This is a genomic window from Thermus sp., assembly GCF_037444525.1.
GTDB lineage: Bacteria > Deinococcota > Deinococci > Deinococcales > Thermaceae > Thermus.
This window is the reverse complement of record NZ_JBBIMD010000005.1, coordinates 25,866-42,486: the sequence shown is the minus strand read 5'-3', so window position 1 is coordinate 42,486 and position 16,621 is coordinate 25,866. Positions and strand designations below refer to the sequence as shown.

At 68.0% G+C, this 16,621-nt stretch carries 17 protein-coding genes, 2 tRNA genes and 1 pseudogene; 5 read left to right on the top strand and 15 right to left on the bottom strand.

Features of this window, described 5'->3' with window-relative positions; genetic code table 11:
- Window positions 1–6: 6 nt before the first annotated feature.
- Window positions 7–81, bottom strand: a tRNA-Cys gene (locus WKI94_RS01430).
- 81 nt (window positions 82–162) lie between these two features.
- Here WKI94_RS01430 and WKI94_RS01425 point away from each other — a divergent pair.
- On the top strand, window positions 163–1,590 hold the full coding sequence (locus WKI94_RS01425) for an ATP cone domain-containing protein (protein WP_337843992.1): 1,428 nt from the start codon (window positions 163–165) through the stop codon (window positions 1,588–1,590).
- Complete coding sequence (locus WKI94_RS01420; protein ID WP_337843991.1) at window positions 1,583–1,921, top strand: hypothetical protein; 339 nt, start codon at window positions 1,583–1,585, stop codon at window positions 1,919–1,921. The genes WKI94_RS01425 and WKI94_RS01420 overlap by 8 nt, the downstream gene beginning before the upstream one ends.
- On the opposite strand, the gene WKI94_RS01415 is transcribed toward WKI94_RS01420, so the two are convergent.
- The 4 genes from WKI94_RS01415 to WKI94_RS01400 are packed head-to-tail and all read right to left on the bottom strand — an operon-like array spanning window position 1,894 to window position 4,555.
- On the bottom strand, window positions 1,894–2,154 hold the full coding sequence (locus WKI94_RS01415) for a hypothetical protein (RefSeq protein ID WP_337843990.1): 261 nt from the start codon (window positions 2,152–2,154) through the stop codon (window positions 1,894–1,896). The genes WKI94_RS01420 and WKI94_RS01415 overlap by 28 nt on opposite strands.
- Window positions 2,154–2,459, bottom strand: a complete 306-nt coding sequence (locus WKI94_RS01410) for a hypothetical protein (protein ID WP_337843989.1) — start codon at window positions 2,457–2,459, stop codon at window positions 2,154–2,156. Before WKI94_RS01410 ends, WKI94_RS01415 begins: the two co-directional genes overlap by 1 nt.
- 12 nt (window positions 2,460–2,471) lie before the next feature.
- Window positions 2,472–3,527, bottom strand: a complete 1,056-nt coding sequence (gene thrC / locus WKI94_RS01405) for a threonine synthase (RefSeq protein ID WP_337843988.1) — start codon at window positions 3,525–3,527, stop codon at window positions 2,472–2,474.
- Between the two features lie 32 nt (window positions 3,528–3,559).
- Window positions 3,560–4,555, bottom strand: a complete 996-nt coding sequence (locus WKI94_RS01400; protein ID WP_337843987.1) for a homoserine dehydrogenase — start codon at window positions 4,553–4,555, stop codon at window positions 3,560–3,562.
- Here WKI94_RS01400 and queG point away from each other — a divergent pair.
- The gene (gene queG, locus WKI94_RS01395) at window positions 4,554–5,693 is read left to right on the top strand and encodes a tRNA epoxyqueuosine(34) reductase QueG (RefSeq protein WP_337843986.1); all 1,140 of its coding nucleotides are present in this window, start codon (window positions 4,554–4,556) and stop codon (window positions 5,691–5,693) included. The genes WKI94_RS01400 and queG overlap by 2 nt on opposite strands.
- Here the strand turns inward: queG and WKI94_RS01390 are convergent.
- Window positions 5,622–6,326, bottom strand: a complete 705-nt coding sequence (locus WKI94_RS01390; RefSeq protein ID WP_337843985.1) for a metallophosphoesterase family protein — start codon at window positions 6,324–6,326, stop codon at window positions 5,622–5,624. The genes queG and WKI94_RS01390 overlap by 72 nt on opposite strands.
- A 69-nt stretch (window positions 6,327–6,395) precedes the next feature.
- On the opposite strand from WKI94_RS01390, the gene lnt reads away from it, so the two are divergent.
- Both lnt and WKI94_RS01380 read left to right on the top strand, forming a co-directional pair.
- Window positions 6,396–7,730 (top strand): apolipoprotein N-acyltransferase, encoded by a 1,335-nt coding sequence (gene lnt, locus WKI94_RS01385; RefSeq protein WP_337843984.1) that lies wholly within the window; start codon window positions 6,396–6,398, stop codon window positions 7,728–7,730.
- A tRNA-Leu gene (locus WKI94_RS01380) sits at window positions 7,709–7,796 on the top strand. Before lnt ends, WKI94_RS01380 begins: the two co-directional genes overlap by 22 nt.
- A 9-nt stretch (window positions 7,797–7,805) precedes the next feature.
- Here the strand turns inward: WKI94_RS01380 and WKI94_RS01375 are convergent.
- The 9 genes and pseudogenes from WKI94_RS01375 to WKI94_RS01335 form a co-directional block, all read right to left on the bottom strand.
- Window positions 7,806–8,460, bottom strand: a pseudogene (locus WKI94_RS01375) (methyltransferase domain-containing protein).
- Between the two features lie 7 nt (window positions 8,461–8,467).
- The gene (locus WKI94_RS01370; RefSeq protein ID WP_337843983.1) at window positions 8,468–10,054 is read right to left on the bottom strand and encodes an alpha-amylase family glycosyl hydrolase; all 1,587 of its coding nucleotides are present in this window, start codon (window positions 10,052–10,054) and stop codon (window positions 8,468–8,470) included.
- Window positions 10,055–10,171: 117 nt separating this feature from the next.
- Window positions 10,172–11,134, bottom strand: coding sequence for an ATP-binding protein (locus WKI94_RS01365; RefSeq protein ID WP_337843982.1), 963 nt, complete (start codon window positions 11,132–11,134; stop codon window positions 10,172–10,174).
- Entirely contained in the window at window positions 11,135–11,332 is a 198-nt protein-coding gene (locus WKI94_RS01360) for a MoaD/ThiS family protein (protein WP_337843981.1), read from the bottom strand.
- A 4-nt stretch (window positions 11,333–11,336) separates the two neighbouring features.
- Window positions 11,337–12,464 (bottom strand): acetoin utilization protein AcuC, encoded by a 1,128-nt coding sequence (locus WKI94_RS01355; RefSeq protein ID WP_337843980.1) that lies wholly within the window; start codon window positions 12,462–12,464, stop codon window positions 11,337–11,339.
- Window positions 12,458–13,084, bottom strand: coding sequence for an acetoin utilization AcuB family protein (locus WKI94_RS01350; protein WP_337843979.1), 627 nt, complete (start codon window positions 13,082–13,084; stop codon window positions 12,458–12,460). Before WKI94_RS01350 ends, WKI94_RS01355 begins: the two co-directional genes overlap by 7 nt.
- A gap of 91 nt (window positions 13,085–13,175) precedes the next feature.
- Window positions 13,176–14,159 carry a dipeptide ABC transporter ATP-binding protein gene (locus WKI94_RS01345; RefSeq protein ID WP_337843978.1) on the bottom strand — a complete coding sequence of 328 codons (984 nt, stop codon included), beginning with the start codon at window positions 14,157–14,159 and terminating at the stop codon, window positions 13,176–13,178.
- Entirely contained in the window at window positions 14,156–15,175 is a 1,020-nt protein-coding gene (locus WKI94_RS01340; RefSeq protein ID WP_337843977.1) for an ABC transporter ATP-binding protein, read from the bottom strand. Before WKI94_RS01340 ends, WKI94_RS01345 begins: the two co-directional genes overlap by 4 nt.
- 81 nt (window positions 15,176–15,256) lie before the next feature.
- The gene (locus WKI94_RS01335) at window positions 15,257–16,612 is read right to left on the bottom strand and encodes an ABC transporter permease (protein ID WP_337843976.1); all 1,356 of its coding nucleotides are present in this window, start codon (window positions 16,610–16,612) and stop codon (window positions 15,257–15,259) included.
- Window positions 16,613–16,621 lie beyond the last annotated feature (9 nt).

Below are 16,621 nucleotides of genomic sequence, written 5' to 3'. Positions count from 1 at the left end.
TGCCTTTGGAGGCGCCGGCCGGATTCGAACCGGCGAATGGAGGTTTTGCAGACCTCTGCCTTACCACTTGGCTACGGCGCCAAGCCGGAAAATATAGTAGCACGCCCCAAGGGTGATGTCAAGAAAAGCCTTTCCCATCGCAAAGGTGCTATCATGCCCTTAGTGGATGAGGTCTTCGTACGCCTGAAAAAGGGGCGCTGGCCCTTTTCCAAGGGGCTTTTGCTGGAAGCCCTTCTCCCCTTGGGCGTGCCCCCGGAGACCGCCCAGGCCCTGGCCCACAGCGTGGAGGAGCGGCTTAGGGCAGAGGGGCGGAGGGAGGTGACGCCCAGGACGCTCAGGCGCCTCTTCCTGGAGGAGGCGGCCAAGGTCCTGGATGGGAGGACCCTCGAGGCCCTCGCCAAGGAAACCCTCCCCTTTGAGGAAATCCTAGTGATGGAGGGCAGGCGAGCCCGGCCCTTTTCCAAGGGCCTCCTCGCCCGGAGCCTGGAGGATGCAGGCTTTTCCCTCAAGGAGGCCCACGAGTTGGCCAAGGGGGTGGAGCGCCGCTTAAGGGCCCAGGGCATCCGGCGCATCACCGCCCGCAGGCTGGAAAACCTGGTGGCCGAGGAGGTCCGGGCCCGCTACGGCAAGGCCGCGGGCCGCCGCTACCGGGAAAGGCTTTTCTACGCTGGGGAGCTCTTCGTGGAGGAGGAGGAAGGGGAGCCTAGGGTGCCTTTCTCCAAGGGTATCCTGGCCCAGTCCCTCATGTCCATCGGCCTTTCCCCCGACCGGGCCTACCGCCTGGCCCGGGAGGTGGAGGCGGGCCTTAGGGAGGAGCGGATCAAGGTCATCCGCCGGGACGAGCTGAGGCGGCGGGTCTACGAAACCCTCCTCAAGGAGGCAGGGGAGGAAATGGCCCGGCGCTACCTCCTCTTAAGGGGCCTCCGCCGGAGCCGCCGCCCGGTGCACATCCTCATCGGAGGGGTTACGGGGGTGGGGAAAAGCGTCCTGGCCTCGGCCCTGGCCTACCGGCTGGGCATCACCCACATCATCCCCTCGGACGCGGTGCGGGAGGTCTTCCGGGCCTCCCTCTCCCCGGGCCTCCTCCCCACCCTGCACCTCTCCAGCTTTGAAGCCTGGAAGGCCCTCCTGGCGGAGGAGAAGGAGTGGGCCCACGAGGAAAGGGTCATGCGGGGCTTTCTGGACCAGGTGGCCCGGGTGGCGGTGGGGCTTAGGGCCATCCAGGAGCGGAGCGCCCTGGAGGGCACCTCCTTGGTGCTGGAGGGGGTGCACGTGGTGCCCCGCTTCCTGGACCACCCCCACAAGGACAGGGTCCTCACCGTGCCCATGCTGGTGGTCCTTCAAGACGAGAAGCTCCACCGGGATCGGTTCCTCCTAAGGGACCGGGAGACGGGCCACGCCCGTCCTCAGGAGAAGTACCTGGCCCACTTCCCGGAGATCCGCCTCATCCAGGAACGCCTCCTCCACTTCGCGGAGGAGGAGGGGGTGCCGGTAATCCCGGGGGAGGACCTGGACGAGGCCGTGGAGAAGGCCCTGGAGGTGCTGGTGAGCTACCTCGAGGCCCAAGGCCGGCTTGCCGCCCATGCCTGACCTCCTCCCCTTCTTCCTCCTCCTCTTCCTGGCCTTCCGCCTTAGGGGGTGGGCCCCCCTCTGGGCCCTGGGGGTTTGGGCAAACCTCCTCTGGTTCCTCTTCCAAACGGAGGTGGGCTCAGGGTGGCTGGCCTACCTCCGGGGCCTGGGGGCGGGGCTTTTCCTGGCCGCGGGCTACGGGGAGGCGGGGCTTGCCTGGGCCCTCCTCCCCTGGCCCCTTCTCCTCTACCTGCACCTGGACCTTAGGGCGCTCCTCCCCTACCTCCCCGCCCTGGGAGAGGGGATGTTCTTCGGCCTCCTCCTCTATCTATTGGGCCTACGGAAGCGGTAGAGGAGGTAGGGCAGGGGGTGGCCGAAGATGAACTGGATCACAGCCAAAACAAGGGCAATCCCCGCGAAAAGGGGCACCACGAAGGGCTTTTCCCCATAGGCCAAGACCGCGCTCCCCAAGATGACGCCGATGGCGAAGGCCATGATCCCCTGGTCCGGCCGGAAGAGGAAGAGGTAAACGTAAAGCGCCGCCCCAAGCAGGGTAAGCCCCTGGGAAAAGCGGCCAGGCTCCATCAGGACCGGACAAAGCGGAGAACGAGAAGCTCCGCCAGTACCAACGCCACCCCACCCCAGGCCACCTGGGGCTCCCGGTCCAGAAACCCCATGGCCGCGGAGAAGACCCCCGCCAGCAAAAAGGCCTTGGCGTACTTGGGGCTCACCGTAAGGCCCAGGACAAAGGCCACCAAAAACCCCGCCACCCCCGGGGGGAGGCTCGCCCCCAAGGCGATGAAGAGGAGCATGAGGGCGAGGGTGATGGCCCCCGCCAGGTAGTAGGCCCCGGGGAAAGGTTCCTTGCGCCGCTTGGTCCGCTCGGCCATGGCCCAAGCCTATCACGAAAGCCCCGCGGCCCGGGCCACCGCCTCCAGGTCTGGGGGCACAGGGGGCGGGAGCTCGGCCACCCTCTCCGCGGTGGCCGGGTCCTTGAGGCCGTGGCCGGTGAGGGTGAGGACCACCGTGCTCCCCTCCTCCAACCTGCCTTCCCTGAGGAGCTTCCAGACCCCCGCCAAGGCGGCGGCGCTGGCGGGCTCGCAGAAAATCCCCTCCTCCCGGGCCAAATAGCGGTAGGCCTCGAGGATCTCCCCGTCCGTCACCGCCTCTATCACCCCCCCCGACTCCTCCTTGGCCCGTATGGCCCCTTCCCAGCTTGCGGGGTTGCCGATGCGGATGGCGGTGGCCAGGGTCTCGGGCCGCTCCACGGGCCGCCCCAGGACCAGGGGGGCCGCCCCTGCCGCCTGGAAGCCCAGCATCTTGGGAAGCCTTTTCGCCTTCCCCAAGGCGTGGTACTCCTTATACCCCATCCAGTGGGCGGTGATGTTCCCCGCGTTCCCCACGGGCAGGGCGTGGTAGTGGGGGGCCTCCGAAAGCTCGTCCACCACCTCAAAGGCCAGGGTCTTCTGGCCCTCCAGGCGGTAGGGGTTTAGGGAGTTCACCAGGGCCACGGGGTAACGCTCCGTAAGGGCCTGGGTGAGGCGGAGGGCCTGGTCAAAGTTCCCCTCCACCTGGACGATGCGGGCCCCGTGGACCAGGCTCTGGGCCACCTTGCCCAGGGCCACATACCCCGCGGGGAGGATCACGATGGAGAGGATCCCCGCCCGCGCGGCGTAGGCCGCGGCGGAGGCCGCGGTGTTCCCGGTGCTGGCGCAGGCCACCGCCTTGGCCCCCGCCTCCACCGCCTTGGAAACAGCCAGGGTCATCCCCCGGTCCTTGAAGCTCCCCGTGGGGTTTAAGCCCTCAAACTTGGCGTAAAGCCGCACCCCCCGCTCCCTGGCCTCTTTGGGCCCCTTCAGGGGGATGAGGGGGGTGGAGCCCTCCAGCAGGGAGACCACGGGGGTGCTGAGGGTAACGGGCAAATGGGCGCGGTAGCGCTCTATGAGGGGCAGGCGCATGGGCTTATGCTCCGGGAAACCCCCGCTTTGGGTCAAGCCTCGGGGAAGGGGCACCCCTCCCCCAAAGGCCCCTTGGCCAGGGGTGCGGGCCGGTGGCCGGGGGCGCCGGAGAGGAAGCGGAAAAGGTCCGCGAGGAGGCCGCTCGCCGTGGCCCCGCCCCCGGCCCCCGGACCAGCGACGAAGACCTCCCCCAAGGGGGCGGCGCGCACCCAAAGGGCGTTCCCCTTGGCCTGGACCAGGGGATGGTCCTGGGGAAGGCGGGCTGGGGCCACCCTAGCCCGCCACCTTCCCCCCTCCCCGTAGAGGCTCGCGAGGAGGCGCACCCGCTCGCCCCTCTCCTGAGCGGCCTCCAGTTCCCCTGGGGTAAGGCCAACGATCCCCCTCACCTCCACCCCCTCAAAGGGGAAGGCGGGGTCCACCAGGAGGCGGGCGAGGAGGGTAAGCTTGTGGGCGGCATCTATGCCCTCCACGTCCAGGGTGGGGTCGGCCTCCGCGTAGCCCAGGTGCTGGGCCTCCTCTAGGGCCTCCCCGTAGGTCTTCCCCCCCTCCATCGCCTGGAGGATATAGAGGGTGGTGCCGTTCAGGATGCCGTAAAGCTCCAAAAGCTCGCTGCCCCTTAGGGTCTCCAGGAGGCTTAGGGCGGGGGTCCCGGCCATGACGCTGGCCTCGTGGTAGATGAGCCCCTCCTCAGCGAAGGGGCGAAGCTCGTTCCAGGCCTCGGCCAGGAGGGCCTTATTGGCGGTGATGAGGGGGATGCCCGCCTCGAGGGCCGGGAGGACAAGCCTCAAGGGCACCTCCACCCCCCCTAGGGCCTCCACCACGAGGTCGGCCTCCAGGAGGTCAAAGGGCTCGGTGCGGAGGAGCTTTTCGGGGATAGCCCGGGGCTTCCCCTTGTCCCGCACCAGGACCCCCAGGAACTCGGGCTCCACCCCCAGGGCTTGGAAGTCCGCCCGGCGCTCCTGGACCAGGGCGTAGAAGGCGCTCCCCACGGTGCCCCCGCCGAGAAGAGCGATCCTCAAGGGCTCCATGGGGGGATTATACGATGGGGGTGTGGAAAGGGCGAGGCGGCTTCTGGAGGAGGCGGCCCTGGAGGAGGGGCTTTTCCCGGCCTGGGCCCCCCTGGACCTCCCGGAGGGGGCCAAAGCCCGCTACCGGGCTTGGATAGGGGCCGGCCGCCACGCGGGGATGGCTTACTTGGCCCGGGGAGTAGAGGAAAGGCTCACCCCCAGGAGGCGCTTTCCCCAAGCGGAAAGCGCCCTCCTCCTCTTCGCCCCCTACGCCCACGAGGATCCCGGGACCCCCCGGGGGGGGCTCAGGGTGGGCCGGGTGGCCCGCTACGCCTGGAGCCGGGACTACCACCTGGTCCTGGGGGAAAGCCTCGCCCGCCTGGAGGGGGTGGCCCGGGGCCTGGGGGTCTGGGCCAAGGGGTACGTGGACCATGGGCCCCTCCCCGAGCGGGCTCTAGCCGCCCTCTCGGGGGCGGGGTGGATCGGGAAAAGCGGGATGTTTCTCTCTTCCCTTTTCGGGGTCCACGCGTTTATAGGGGTCCTCCTCACCGCCTTGGAGGTGGAACCCCCACCCCCCCACCCGAACCGGTGCGGGCGGTGCGCCCGCTGCCTTCCCGCCTGCCCCACGGGGGCCCTCCTCGGGGAGGGGACCCTGGAGGCGGGGCGGTGCGTGAGCTACCTCACCATTGAGCACAAGGGCCTCATCCCGGAGGCCTTCTGGGAGGGCATGGGGGACTGGCTTTTCGGGTGCGACCTCTGCCAGGCGGTCTGCCCCTGGGGACGGTTCGGGAAGGCCTGGGAAAGGCTCCGCCCCGAGCCCGAGCTGGCCCACCCGGACCTTTTGGACTTCTTCCGCCTCTCGGGGCGGGCCTTTGGGCGGAAGTACCGGGGCACCGCCTTTCTCCGGGCAGGCCGGGCCCGCATGGCGAGAAACGCCCTCATCGTCCTCGCAAACCTGGGGCTGGGGGAGAAGCTCATGGAGGAGGCCCTAAGGGACCCCCACCCCCTGGTGCGGCGCACCGCCCTAAGGGCCCTCCACCGCCTGGGGCGAGAGGTGGAAGGGTTTTCCGCCTCCCCCGACGAGGCCCTAAACCTCTTGGGGGAAGCGGCCGGTGCGGTAGACGACCTCCAGGACGGGGGGCAGGTCCCAGGCCCTTAGGTCAAAGAGGAGGGGGCCCAGGTCGTAGGGCACCTTTAGGGCCTTGACCTCCAGGGTCTCCGTGTCCACCAGGAGCGCATCCGCCCCTGGCTCCCCGGAAAGGGAAAGCCCCACGCTGCCGGGGTCAGCCACAAGCCCTAGCCCCACCCGCCGGGAAAGGGGCAGGTGCCGTCCCCCGAGAAGGAGGATTTGGGCCCCGTAGCGGTCCATGAGGCGCTGGAAAACCCGGGCTGGGCCCTGGAAGTCCAGCTGCTCCTCGGGCCGGCCCGGGGTGCCATGGAAGGCCACCAAGCGCCTCTCCCCGTAGGTGCGGCGGTGGGAGGTGCGGAGGGTGCGCAGATAGGCAAGCTCCTTTCCCGAAAGCTGGGCGCGGGTCCACTCCAAGGTGGCCCGGCCCACCCCCTCGGGCAGGGTTCCCGGCAGGGGGTAGGCCACCCGCAGGTCCCAGGCCCCGGCGATGGCGGAAAGCCCCTCGTCCAGGACCTTGCGGATCACCTGCTTGGGGTGGGGGCCGTAGCCCACCAGGTCCCCCAGGAGGAGGATCTCGTCCACGCCCTCCTTTCTCAGGGCCTCGAGGACCGCCTCCAGGGCTGGTAGGTTGGCGTGCACATCCGAGATGACCCCCAGGCGCATGGCCCCATTCTGCCATGCCTCCGGCGAAACCCCTGTGAAAAGGGGGCGGGCGGCCCTTATGGTATAGGGGTGCGCGCCCTGGCCCTCGGCCTCCTCCTGGCCCTAAGCCTCCCCCCCTTTCCCCTAGGGCCCCTGGCCCCCCTCTTCCTGGCCCCCCTCCTCCAGGGGGGATTCCGGGTGGGCTTCCTGGCAGGGCTTGGGTTTTGGGGGCTCCACCTCCTTTGGCTCCCCTGGAGCTTCGCGGAGAACTTTGGGCCCTGGGGGGCGGTGCCTTTCCTCCCCCTGGTGCTCTTTAAGGCCCTCTCCTTTGGCCTCCTCTTCGCCCTCACCCCCACGCCCCTGGCCCGGGTGGGGGGGTGGGTGGTTCTGGAATGGCTCACGGAGCAAGGGGAACTGGCCTTCCCCTGGGGGTTCCTGGGGTACAGCCTCCTCGAGGCCCCAGGCCGCCTCCTGGCGGCCTTTGGAGGGGTCTACCTCCTCTCCCTCCTGGCCCTCCTGGTGGCCTTAGGGCTTAGGCACCGCTTCTACGCCCTCCTCCTTCCCTGGGCGGTGCTCTGGCTTTTCCCCTTGCCCCAAGGCCCCACTCCCCCTGAAAGGGCCCTCCTGGTCCAGGGGAACGTGAACCCCTTGAGGAAGACCCTGGGGGAGCTGGACGAGGCGGTCTACCTGAGGCTCACGGCGGAAGGGCTCATGGCCCACCCCGAAGCCCGGCTTGTGGTCTGGCCCGAGACCGCGGTCTGGCAGATCCCAAAAGGGGTGGACGCCCTCTTGGAAGACCGTTTCCTCCTCACGGGCCTGAACCTCTACGGCCCCAACCGGGCGGTGCTCTACGGGGGCGGGAAGGTCCTGGCCCACTACGACAAGACCCGGCTTGTGTCCTTCGGGGAGCGCTTCCCCTTCCGGGAGGCCTTAGGGGGGGTCTACCGCTTCTTCTTCCAGGCCTTCGGCCTGGGGGAGCTTGCGGACCGCACCCCAGGAGAGGCCCTAAAGCCCCTCGGGCCCTACGGGGCCATGATCTGCTACGAGTCTGCCTTTCCCAGCGTGGCCCGGGGGCTTGTGCGCCAGGGGGCTAAGGTCCTCGTCCTCCTCACCAACGACGCCTGGTTCGGGCCAAGCTTTGGGGGGCTTCAGCACTTCGCCCTGGGACGCCTAAGGGCAGTGGAGACGGGAAGGTGGCTCCTCCGGGCAGGAAACGACGGGGTCACGGCGGCCATAGACCCCTTAGGCCGGGTAGCCGCCCGGCTCCCCCCCAAGGCGGAGGGCTTCCTCCTTGCGCCCTACGCCCATAGGGAAGGGGAAACCCCCTATGTGCGCCTCGGGAACTGGGCGGTGGGGGTGGCGTTGACCTTATTTCTCCTCGGCCTTATCCTTAGGGTGCGCCCGCCGGGGTGGCGGAACCGGTAGACGCGGCAGACTCAAAATCTGTTGCCCGATGAGGGCGTGCGGGTTCGAGTCCCGCCCCCGGCACCACAAGGCCCCTTAACGGGGGCCTTGGCCTTTCTCCCACCGCCCCAGGTAGAGGGCGGGGCGGTTCCCGGCCCTTCGGCCCGCCCGGTCCGCCTCGGGAAAGGGGGGGTGGGCCCCTGGGGCCAGGAAGACCGCCTCTTTCTCGGCCACAGGAGGGTCCAGGAGGGCCTGGAGGTCTTCCCGGGTAAGGAAGCGGGCTCCGTGCCAAGGGGCCACGCCCTTCTCCCCTAGGCGCCGGTAGAGGGCGGCCCAAGGGGAGAGGGCCTCCAGGATCCCCACCACCAGGCCCCCCCTGGCCTCAACACCCGCCGGGCCTCTTCCAGGGCCTTCTCCACGTCCTCCACGAACTCCAAAACGGCAAAGAGGAGGACCCGGTCAAAGCTATTCCCGGGAAAGGGCAGGGCCTCCGCACGCCCCAGGACCCACCCCGCCCCGGGGGTTCGCGCCTGCCCCACGCGGAGCATGGCGGGGGAAGGCTCCAGCCCCACCCTCTTGGGGTAAGGAAGGCGCCTGAGCCACCACCCCGTGCCTGCGCCCACCTCCAAAAGGTTTTCCCCTGAGGGTAAAAGGGCCCTCAGGGCCCGCTCCTCCTCCCCGATGACGAAGGCCCCCAAGGGGTCCCGTACCAGGCCTCGTAGGCCTCCGCCAGGCCGGCGAAGGGGTCCATCACCCCCTCAGTCTAGGCGGAGGACCACCCCCTCGTCGGGCCTCAGGAGGAGCCTTCCCCCCAGCCCCTCCTCCCGGTCCAGGTGGGTGGAGAGGACCACCCGGCCCCCCCGGGGAAGGTCCAGGGCCTTCTCCTTGTCCGTGAAGTTGAGGGCCACAAGCCACCCCTCCCCCCGGAAGTAGGCGTAGACCCCCCCTTCCGCCCGGTGGGTGCGGTAGGCCCCGTAGAGGAGCTCTTTATCCTTCCTTAAGGCGATGAGCCGCCGCACCAGGTTCAGCATGGAGCGGGGGTCTTGTTCCTGAAGGGCCACGTTCCTCTGGGGGTAGTCGGGGTTCACGGGAAGCCAGGGCTCGGCCGTGGAAAACCCGGCGTAGGGGGAAGCGTCCCACTGCATGGGGGTGCGGCAGGGGTCCCGGCCTGGGGGAAGGCCGTGCTCCCCCTTACGGCCCTTTTGCCTAAGGGCAGCCGGGTCCTGCACCTTCTCCCAGGGGATCTCCCCGTTCACCATCCCAAGCTCGTCCCCGTAGTACCAGGTGGGGGTGCCCCGCAGGGTGAAGAGGAGGACCGCCGCCACCCGGGCCTGGGCCTCACCGATCCGGGAAACAAGCCTCGGCTGGTCGTGGTTCCCCAGGACCCAGTTGGGCCAGTCCCAAGGAGTGAGGAGGCTCTCGTACTCCTCCACGATGCGGGCAATGTTTTCGGGCCGCCAGTCGGGCAGGCCCCGGAAGATGAGGTGAAAGTTGAAGGGCAGGTGGCAACCCGCCTGGTAGTACCGCACCAGCTGGGGGAAGGGGAGGTAGATCTCCCCTACCATGACCCGCTCCCGCCCCGGCTCGGAGAACTCGTCCAGAACGTAGCGCATCTCCCGCACATAGGCGTGGGTCTCAGGCTGGTCCTCCATGTGGATGTGGAGGTGGCGGCCCCGGTCCCACATCCCGGGGCGCCAGCCGGGGTTGCCGGGCTCATCCCGGAGGAGGAGGTCTTCGGCGAGGAGCCAAAGGGTGTCCACCCGGAAGCCGTCCACCCCCATCCGGAGCCAAAAGCGCATGACCTGGTGGATGGCCGCCCGCACCTCGGGGTTGCGCCAGTTGAGGTCGGGCTGTTCGGGGAGGAACTGGTGGAGGTAGTACTGGCCCGTCTTCTCGTCCAAGGTCCAGGCGGGGCCGCCGAAGAAGCTCTGCCAGTTGTTGGGGGGGCCGCCATGGGGGCCGGGGTCGGCCCAGATGTACCAGTTCCGCTTGGGGCTTTCCCGGGAGACGCGGGATTCCAAGAACCAGGGGTGCTGGTCCGAGGTGTGGTTGGGGACGAGGTCTATGAGGACCCTAAGCCCAAGGCCGTGGGCCTCTTGCAGGAGGCGCTTAAAGTCCTCCAGGGTCCCGAAGATGGGATCCACTTCGCAGTAATCGGCCACATCGTAGCCGAAGTCCTTCATGGGGCTTTTGTAGAAGGGGGAAAGCCAAAGGGCGTCCACCCCAAGGCCCTTGAGGTAGGGTAGCCGCCTCCTGATCCCCTCGAGGTCCCCGATGCCGTCCCCGTTGGAGTCCTGGAAGCTCCGGGGGTAGATCTGGTAGATCACCGCCTCCTTCCACCACATGCCCGGAGTTTACACCCCGGGGTGGAAACCTTTCCAGCCCTAAGGCTCCTTCCCCACCCGAAACGGGGCCAGGAAGAAGATATCCCCCTTGTAAGGGGGGCATACCCCGGGCCTAAGCTAAGCTCCCCGGCGGGGCACCACCTGGGGGCGGAACTGGGCCTTTTCGGGAAGGAGGCGGCGCTTCTTGGCCTTCCTGTAGACCCCCTCCCACATGCGGCAGAAGGAGCAAACCCCCCCGGTGGTGGGGTAGCCGCAGCGCTCGCACTCCCGGAGAAGGGGCTCCTCCCCCTTAAGGCGGGGCTGGATCTTCTCCAAAAAACCCTCCAGGAAGCGCAGCTTGGCCCCGGGGAGGTTCTTCTCCACCAGGTTCAGGGCCTCCTTATAGAGGAGGCTCTTGGCCCCTTTGGCGTTGGGGCACTCCTCGTGCAGGAAGGGGATGCCCCTTAGGAGGGTGTAGGAGAGGACTTCCCGCTCGGAGAAGCGGTAGAAGGGCTTGACCCGGGCAGCCAGGCCCGGCTTCTCGGGAAGGACCGGCCCCTGGCGCACCAGGGCGTCCTCCTGGGGGTTCAGGAGGTTGCCGAAGAGGACCGCGGCCTCGTCGTCCAGGTTGTGGCCTGTGGCCACCACCCTAAACCCCTCCTCCACGGCCACTTGGTTGATGAGGTAGCGCTTGGAAAGCCCGCAGGCCGAGCAGGCCACCCGGCCCGAGAGCTCCGCAAGCTCCGGCACCCCAAAGCCGAAGGCCTCCTTGAGGTCCACCACCAAAAGGGGTAGGCCCCGCTCCTCCGCGAAGCGGCGGGTGACCTCGAGGCTCCTTTGGGAGTACTCCCCGATGCCGAGCTCCAGGTGGAGCCCCACCGCCTGGTAGCCCAGCCGGTGGAGGACATCCCAAAGGGCCAGGGAGTCCTTCCCCCCCGAGACCGCCACCAAGACCTTTTCCCCAGGGCTTAGCATCCGGTGGCGGCGGATGGCCCGTTCCGTCTCCTTAAGGAACCACTCCAGGTAGTGCTCCCGGCAAAGGGCAAGCCCCCGCCCCTTCAGCTCCACCTGGGCCTTGGCCTCGCAGAACTTGCAGCGCACCTAGCCCCCCGAGATGGCGGAGAGGACCTCCACCGTCTCCCCTTCCCCCACCCAGTCCTCCAGGGTGAGGAGCTCCTCGTTCCGGATGGCCACCACGGTCTCAGGGTTTATCCCCGCCTCTTCCAAAATGGCCCTAAGGGGCCGTCCCCCAGGAAGCTCCACCTCCTTGCGCTCGGGGAGGCGCAGAATAAGCCTCATCCCCCTAGTCTACCAGGTGGGGGGTGGCAAGCTCCAGGAGGCGGCGCAGGGTGAGGCGGTTCCGCTCGGCGATCTCCGCCTTCCTGGGAATCACCGGGTAGGGGCCCTCAGGGTCGTGGAGGGTGGGGGTGAGGGAAACGCCGAGCCGCGCCTCCCAGGTCCGAAGCCAACCTGCGGGCAGGCGCTCAGGCAGGGGGAGGCCGTGGAAGAGGTGGTAAAGAAGGGCCCAGACCCGCACCGTGGCGTCCAGGCTGTACCCACCCCCCAGGGTGACGAGGACCCTCCCCCCCGCGTAAGCCTCGGCATAGTCCAGGATGAGGCGGAAGAGGGCCTCGTAGGCCCGGGTGGTGAGGAGGAGGTCGGCCAAGGGGTCCTGGTAGTGGGCATCCGCCCCCGCCTGGACCACCAGGACCTCGGGGCGGAAGGCCTCCAGGGCCCAGGGGAGGAGGGTCTGGAAGACCTCGAGGTAACTCTCGTCCTCGGTGAAGGGCTCCAGGGGAAGGTTGAGCTTCCGCCCAAGCCCCGCCCCCCGGCCCAGTTCGTGGATATGCCCGGTGCCGGGGAAGAGGTAGCGGCCCGACTCGTGGAGGCTTAGGGTGAGGACCTCGGCCTCCTCGTAGTGGATCCACTGCACCCCGTCCCCGTGGTGGACGTCTATGTCCAGGTAGGCCACCCTGAGCCCCGCCCGGGTGAGGTGGCGGATGGCCACGGAAAGGTCGTTGTAGACGCAAAACCCCGAGGCTCGGTCGTACTGGGCATGGTGGAGGCCACCCCCAAGCTGCAAAACCCTCTTTTCCCCGGAAAGGATCCTCCTCGCCCCCTCCAAAGTACCCCCCACCAGGATCCGGGCCGCCCGGTCCATGCCCGGGAAGACGGGGGTATCCCCCGTGCCCAGGCCGTAGTGCTCCAGATCCTCCACCCACTCCCCCTGGCCCGCCGCCTCCACCCGCCGCACCAGCCGCTCGGAGTGGACCGTAAGGACCTCCTCTCGGGTGGCCTCCGGGGGGGCAAGGGGGGGGCGCCACACCCCCAGGGCCTCTAGGAGGGAGGTGAGCATCTCCAGGCGCACGGGGCTAAAGGGGTGCTGGGGGCCGAAGTCGTAGAGGCGGTACTCGTCCCGGTAGATCACCATGGCTTCTTGGGAGGCCAGACCACCTCGTACCCCGCTTCCCTCAAGGCCTGGGCTAGGCGGTGGGTTTCCAAGGTGTTCACCCGCACCACCGCCCGCACAAAGTCCCTGTCCTCCGGGTAGGAGAGGAGGGAGTGGATGTTCACCCCCTGCCCCGCCAGGAAGCCGGTGAGCCGGGCCAGCTCCCCCACCCTATCGGGCAGGCGGACCTCGAGGCGCCCCGAGGGCTCCGTCACCCCTGTGAGCTTGAGAAGGGCATCCAGGAGGTCAATCCCCGTGACGATCCCCACCACCGCCTCCCCTTCCAGCACGGGCAGGCAGCCGATCTTCCGCTCCCGCATGACCCGGGCCGCCTCCTCCACGGGGTCCAGGGGATGGGCGGTGACCACCCCCTTGGTCATCACCTCCCCCACCTGGGTGCACCCCGGGCAGGGGCCCTTGGGGTTCAAGTGGCTGGTGGCGAGGCGGAGGTCCCGGTCGGTGACGATGCCCACCAGCCTCCCCCCCTCCACCACGGGCAGGTGGCGGATGCCCCGCTCCAAAAGAAGCCGGTAGGCCTCCTCCAAAGTGGTCTCTGGCCCCACGGTGAGGACCGGAGCTTTCATCACGTCCTTCACCAGCATGGCCTAAGCCTAACACCAAACCCCCCGGGGGATTCCCCGAAAGGGTAGGTGCCGCCCACTTCCTTTTGGGGCGAAAGCCGGGGTGGAGCCCTCAGAGGATGTCGTCCCGGATGCAGGCCTTGTAGTGGCCGGGGGCCACTTCCTTAAGCTCGGGCACGATGTGGGCGCACTCCGGGAGGGCGTAGCGGCAGCGGGTTCGGAAGACGCACCCCGAGGGGGGGTTGATGGGAGAGGGGATGTCCCCTTGCAGGACGATGCGCTCCCGCTTCACCGTGGGGTCGGGGATGGGCACGGCGGAGAGAAGGGCCTCGGTGTAGGGGTGCTTGGGGTTGCGGTAAAGCTCCTGGGCAGGGGCGAGCTCCATCACCTTGCCCAGGTACATCACCGCCACCCGGTCGGAGATGTACTCCACCACCGCCAGGTCGTGGGCGATGAAGAGAAGGGTGAGCCCAAGCTCCTCCTTCAGGTCCTGGAGGAGGTTCACCACCTGGGCCTGGATGGAGACGTCCAGGGCAGAGACGGGCTCGTCGGCCACGATGAACTCCGGGGCCACCGCCAGGGCGCGGGCGATGCCGATGCGCTGGCGCTGCCCGCCGGAGAACTCGTGGGGGTAGCGGCGCATGTGGTCGGGGGAGAGGCCCACCAGCTTCAAAAGCTCCGCCACCCTTTCTGTGCGCTCCTTCGGGTCCTTGGCCAGGCCGTGGATGATGAGGGGCTCGGCGATGATGTCCCCCACGGTCATCCGGGGGTTGAGGGAGCTGAAGGGGTCCTGGAAGATGATCTGCATCCGGCGCCGGTAGGGGCGGAGCTTGTCCTTGGGCAGCTCGGTGATGTCCTCCCCCCCGAAGAGGATCCTCCCCCCCGTGGGCTCAATAAGACGGAGAAGGGTCCGGCCCACGGTGGTCTTACCGCTTCCCGACTCCCCCACGAGGCCCAGGACCTCGCCCTTTTTGATGGCAAAGGACACCCCGTCCACCGCTTTCACGCTCCCCACCACCCGGGAGAGGATGCCCCCGCGGATGGGGAAGTGCTTTTTGAGATCCTGGACCTCCACCAGGACAGCGTTATCCTTCATGCCCTAACCTCCCGGATCTCCCGCCAGCGCACGCACCGCACCTGGCGGCCATCCCCCGTGTCCTCCAAGGGGGGCACCTCCCGGTCGCAGAGCCCCGCCACGTAGTGCTTGCACCGGGGGTGGAAGGCGCACCCCGGGGGGAGGTAGAGGGGGTTGGGAACGTTGCCGGGGATGGCCTCGAGGCGCTCCTTGTGCTCCGCGGCCAGGTCCAGCCGAGGCACGGAGTGGAGGAGGCCCTGGGTGTAGGGGTGGAGGGGATCCTTGAAGAGGGGCACCACGTCGGCCTCCTCCACTGCCCGGCCGGCGTACATCACCACCACCCGGTCGGCCATCTCCGCCACCACCCCCAGGTTGTGGGTGATGAAGAGGATGCTCATCCTGAGCTCCTCCTGGAGCTTCTTCATGAGCTCCAGGATCTGGGCCTGGATGGTCACGTCCAAGGCGGTGGTGGGCTCGTCGGCGATGAGGAGGGAGGGGTTACAGGAAAGGGCCATGGCGATCATCACCCGCTGCCGCATCCCCCCGGACATCTGGTGGGGGTAGTTGGAAAGGCGCTTTTTGGGCTCGGGAATCCCCACCAGGTTCAGCATCTCCGCGGCGAGCTCCATGGCCTCCTTGCGGCTTTTCCCCTGGTGGAGCATGATGGCCTCGGCGATCTGGTCCCCCACCGTGTACACCGGGTTCAGGGAGGTCATGGGCTCCTGGAAGATCATGGCGATGTCGTTGCCCCGGATCCTCCGCATCTCCGCCTCGGAGAGCCTGGTGAGGTCTTTGACCTGCCCATCCTTCCCCCGGAAGAGGATCTCCCCGCCCACGATGCGCCCCGGAGGGGTAGGGATGAGGCGCATGATGGCCAAAGAGGTCACGCTCTTCCCCGAGCCCGACTCCCCCACCACGGCCAGGGTCTCCCCCCGGTTGATGTGGAAGGAAACCCCATCCACCGCCTTCACCACGCCGTCGTCGGTGAAGAAGTGGACCTTGAGGTCCTTCACCTCTAAAAGCCGGTTTTCGTCCATGCCTACTCCTTGCCTCTCATGGGCCTAGGCCCCCAAAAACACCTCAACCGTTATACGGCATACCCGGTCAAAAGAGAAGGCCTACTGCCGACGCCTGGGGTCAAAGGCGTCCCGGAGCCCATCGCCCAGGAAGTTCCAGGACAAGATGGAAAGAAAGATAAAGAACCCCGGCCACAAGACCCAGGGGCGGTCGGTGAAGGAGGCAAACCCCCCCTGCTGAGCCGCCTGGAGGAGAAGCCCCCAGCTGGTGTAGGGCTCGGTGACCCCAAGGCCCAGGAAGGAAAGCCCCGACTCCCCCAGGATAAACCCGGGGATGGTAAGGGAAAGGCTCACGATGACGTAGCTGGCGGTGGCGGGAAGCACGTGGCGGGCGATGATGCGGCCATCCGAGGCACCTAGGGCCTTCGCCGCCTGCACGTAGTCCATCTCCCGCACGGAAAGGACGATGCCCCGCACCACCCGGGCAAGCCCCCCCCAGCCGATGAAGCCCAAAAGGCCCACCACCAGGTAGAAGGTGAGGAGAGGGTCAATGTTGGTGGGGAAGACCGCCCTCAAGGAGATGAGGAGGAAGAGGCCGGGGATGGCGGCAATGATCTCCACCGTGCGCATGATGAGGTCGTCGGGGTCTAGGCGGATGGGCTCGAGGAACACCCTCCGCAGCACAGCGTAGGCCCCAAGGAGACCCAGAAGGAGGACCGCCCCGTCCACCCCATAGCTCCAAAGCCCCCGCACCGGGGTGATGCGCACGAAGATCCAGGCCAGGTGCACCATCCCAAGGGCCACCCCCACCCAAAGGAGGAGGCTCAAAGGGCCAAGGAAAGCCCCCACCCCCCGCCAAAGCCTGGGGGGCAGGGAAAGGGCGAAGGGCCGCCCGGAGAAGTAACCCGCTATACCTCCAAGGAGAAGGCCCAGGAAGAAGGACACCACCGCGGAGAGGATGCCGATGGTGAGGGAGACCTGGGCGCCGTAGACGATGCGGCTATAGAGGTCGCGGCCAAAGTTATCGGTGCCCATGAGGAAGATCCGCCCTGGAGGGTCCACCCCGAAGAGGCGGAGGTCCGCCTTGAAGATGCGGAAGACCGTGTAGGGCTGTTCCGGGGTGCGGACGAGGAAGCGGAGGTAAAACTTCCCCTGGGAGGGGTCCTCCTGGTAGCGGGGCTGGAGGGTAACGGGGTCAATGGTGCGCACCGTGGCGTAGACGAAGGGCCAGGTGAGGCGGCCCGTATCCGGGTCTATGAAGTGGATCCGGGTGGGGGGATGGTGGCCCTTGGGGGGGTAGAGCTCGTAGTGGTTGGGGTCGTAGGGGCTGAAGAAGCCGGCGAAGGCGGCCATCAGGTAGAGGACGAGGAGGACCCTCCCCCCCCAGACCGCCAGACGGTGCTTGCGGAACTGGTGCCAGACCAACTGGGCGCGGCTAGCGGCGGGCTTCGCGGTCACAGAGCACCT

Excerpts from the sequence above, each read along its gene's own strand:
- WKI94_RS01340 (WP_337843977.1), bottom strand. The coding sequence starts at position 15,175 with ATGGACGAAAACCGGCTTTTAGAGGTGAAGGACCTCAAGGTCCACTTC.
- WKI94_RS01400 (WP_337843987.1), bottom strand. The coding sequence starts at position 4,555 with ATGGAGCCCTTGAGGATCGCTCTTCTCGGCGGGGGCACCGTGGGGAGC.
- WKI94_RS01360 (WP_337843981.1), bottom strand. The coding sequence starts at position 11,332 with ATGAGGCTTATTCTGCGCCTCCCCGAGCGCAAGGAGGTGGAGCTTCCT.
- WKI94_RS01350 (WP_337843979.1), bottom strand. The coding sequence starts at position 13,084 with ATGCTGGTGAAGGACGTGATGAAAGCTCCGGTCCTCACCGTGGGGCCA.
- WKI94_RS01390 (WP_337843985.1), bottom strand. The coding sequence starts at position 6,326 with ATGCGCCTGGGGGTCATCTCGGATGTGCACGCCAACCTACCAGCCCTG.
- WKI94_RS01420 (WP_337843991.1), top strand. The coding sequence starts at position 1,583 with ATGCCTGACCTCCTCCCCTTCTTCCTCCTCCTCTTCCTGGCCTTCCGC.
- thrC (WP_337843988.1), bottom strand. The coding sequence starts at position 3,527 with ATGCGCCTGCCCCTCATAGAGCGCTACCGCGCCCATTTGCCCGTTACC.
- queG (WP_337843986.1), top strand. The coding sequence starts at position 4,554 with ATGGGGGGATTATACGATGGGGGTGTGGAAAGGGCGAGGCGGCTTCTG.
- WKI94_RS01355 (WP_337843980.1), bottom strand. The coding sequence starts at position 12,464 with ATGGTGATCTACCGGGACGAGTACCGCCTCTACGACTTCGGCCCCCAG.
- WKI94_RS01345 (WP_337843978.1), bottom strand. The coding sequence starts at position 14,159 with ATGAAGGATAACGCTGTCCTGGTGGAGGTCCAGGATCTCAAAAAGCAC.
- WKI94_RS01370 (WP_337843983.1), bottom strand. The coding sequence starts at position 10,054 with ATGTGGTGGAAGGAGGCGGTGATCTACCAGATCTACCCCCGGAGCTTC.
- WKI94_RS01415 (WP_337843990.1), bottom strand. The coding sequence starts at position 2,154 with ATGGAGCCTGGCCGCTTTTCCCAGGGGCTTACCCTGCTTGGGGCGGCG.
- WKI94_RS01410 (WP_337843989.1), bottom strand. The coding sequence starts at position 2,459 with ATGGCCGAGCGGACCAAGCGGCGCAAGGAACCTTTCCCCGGGGCCTAC.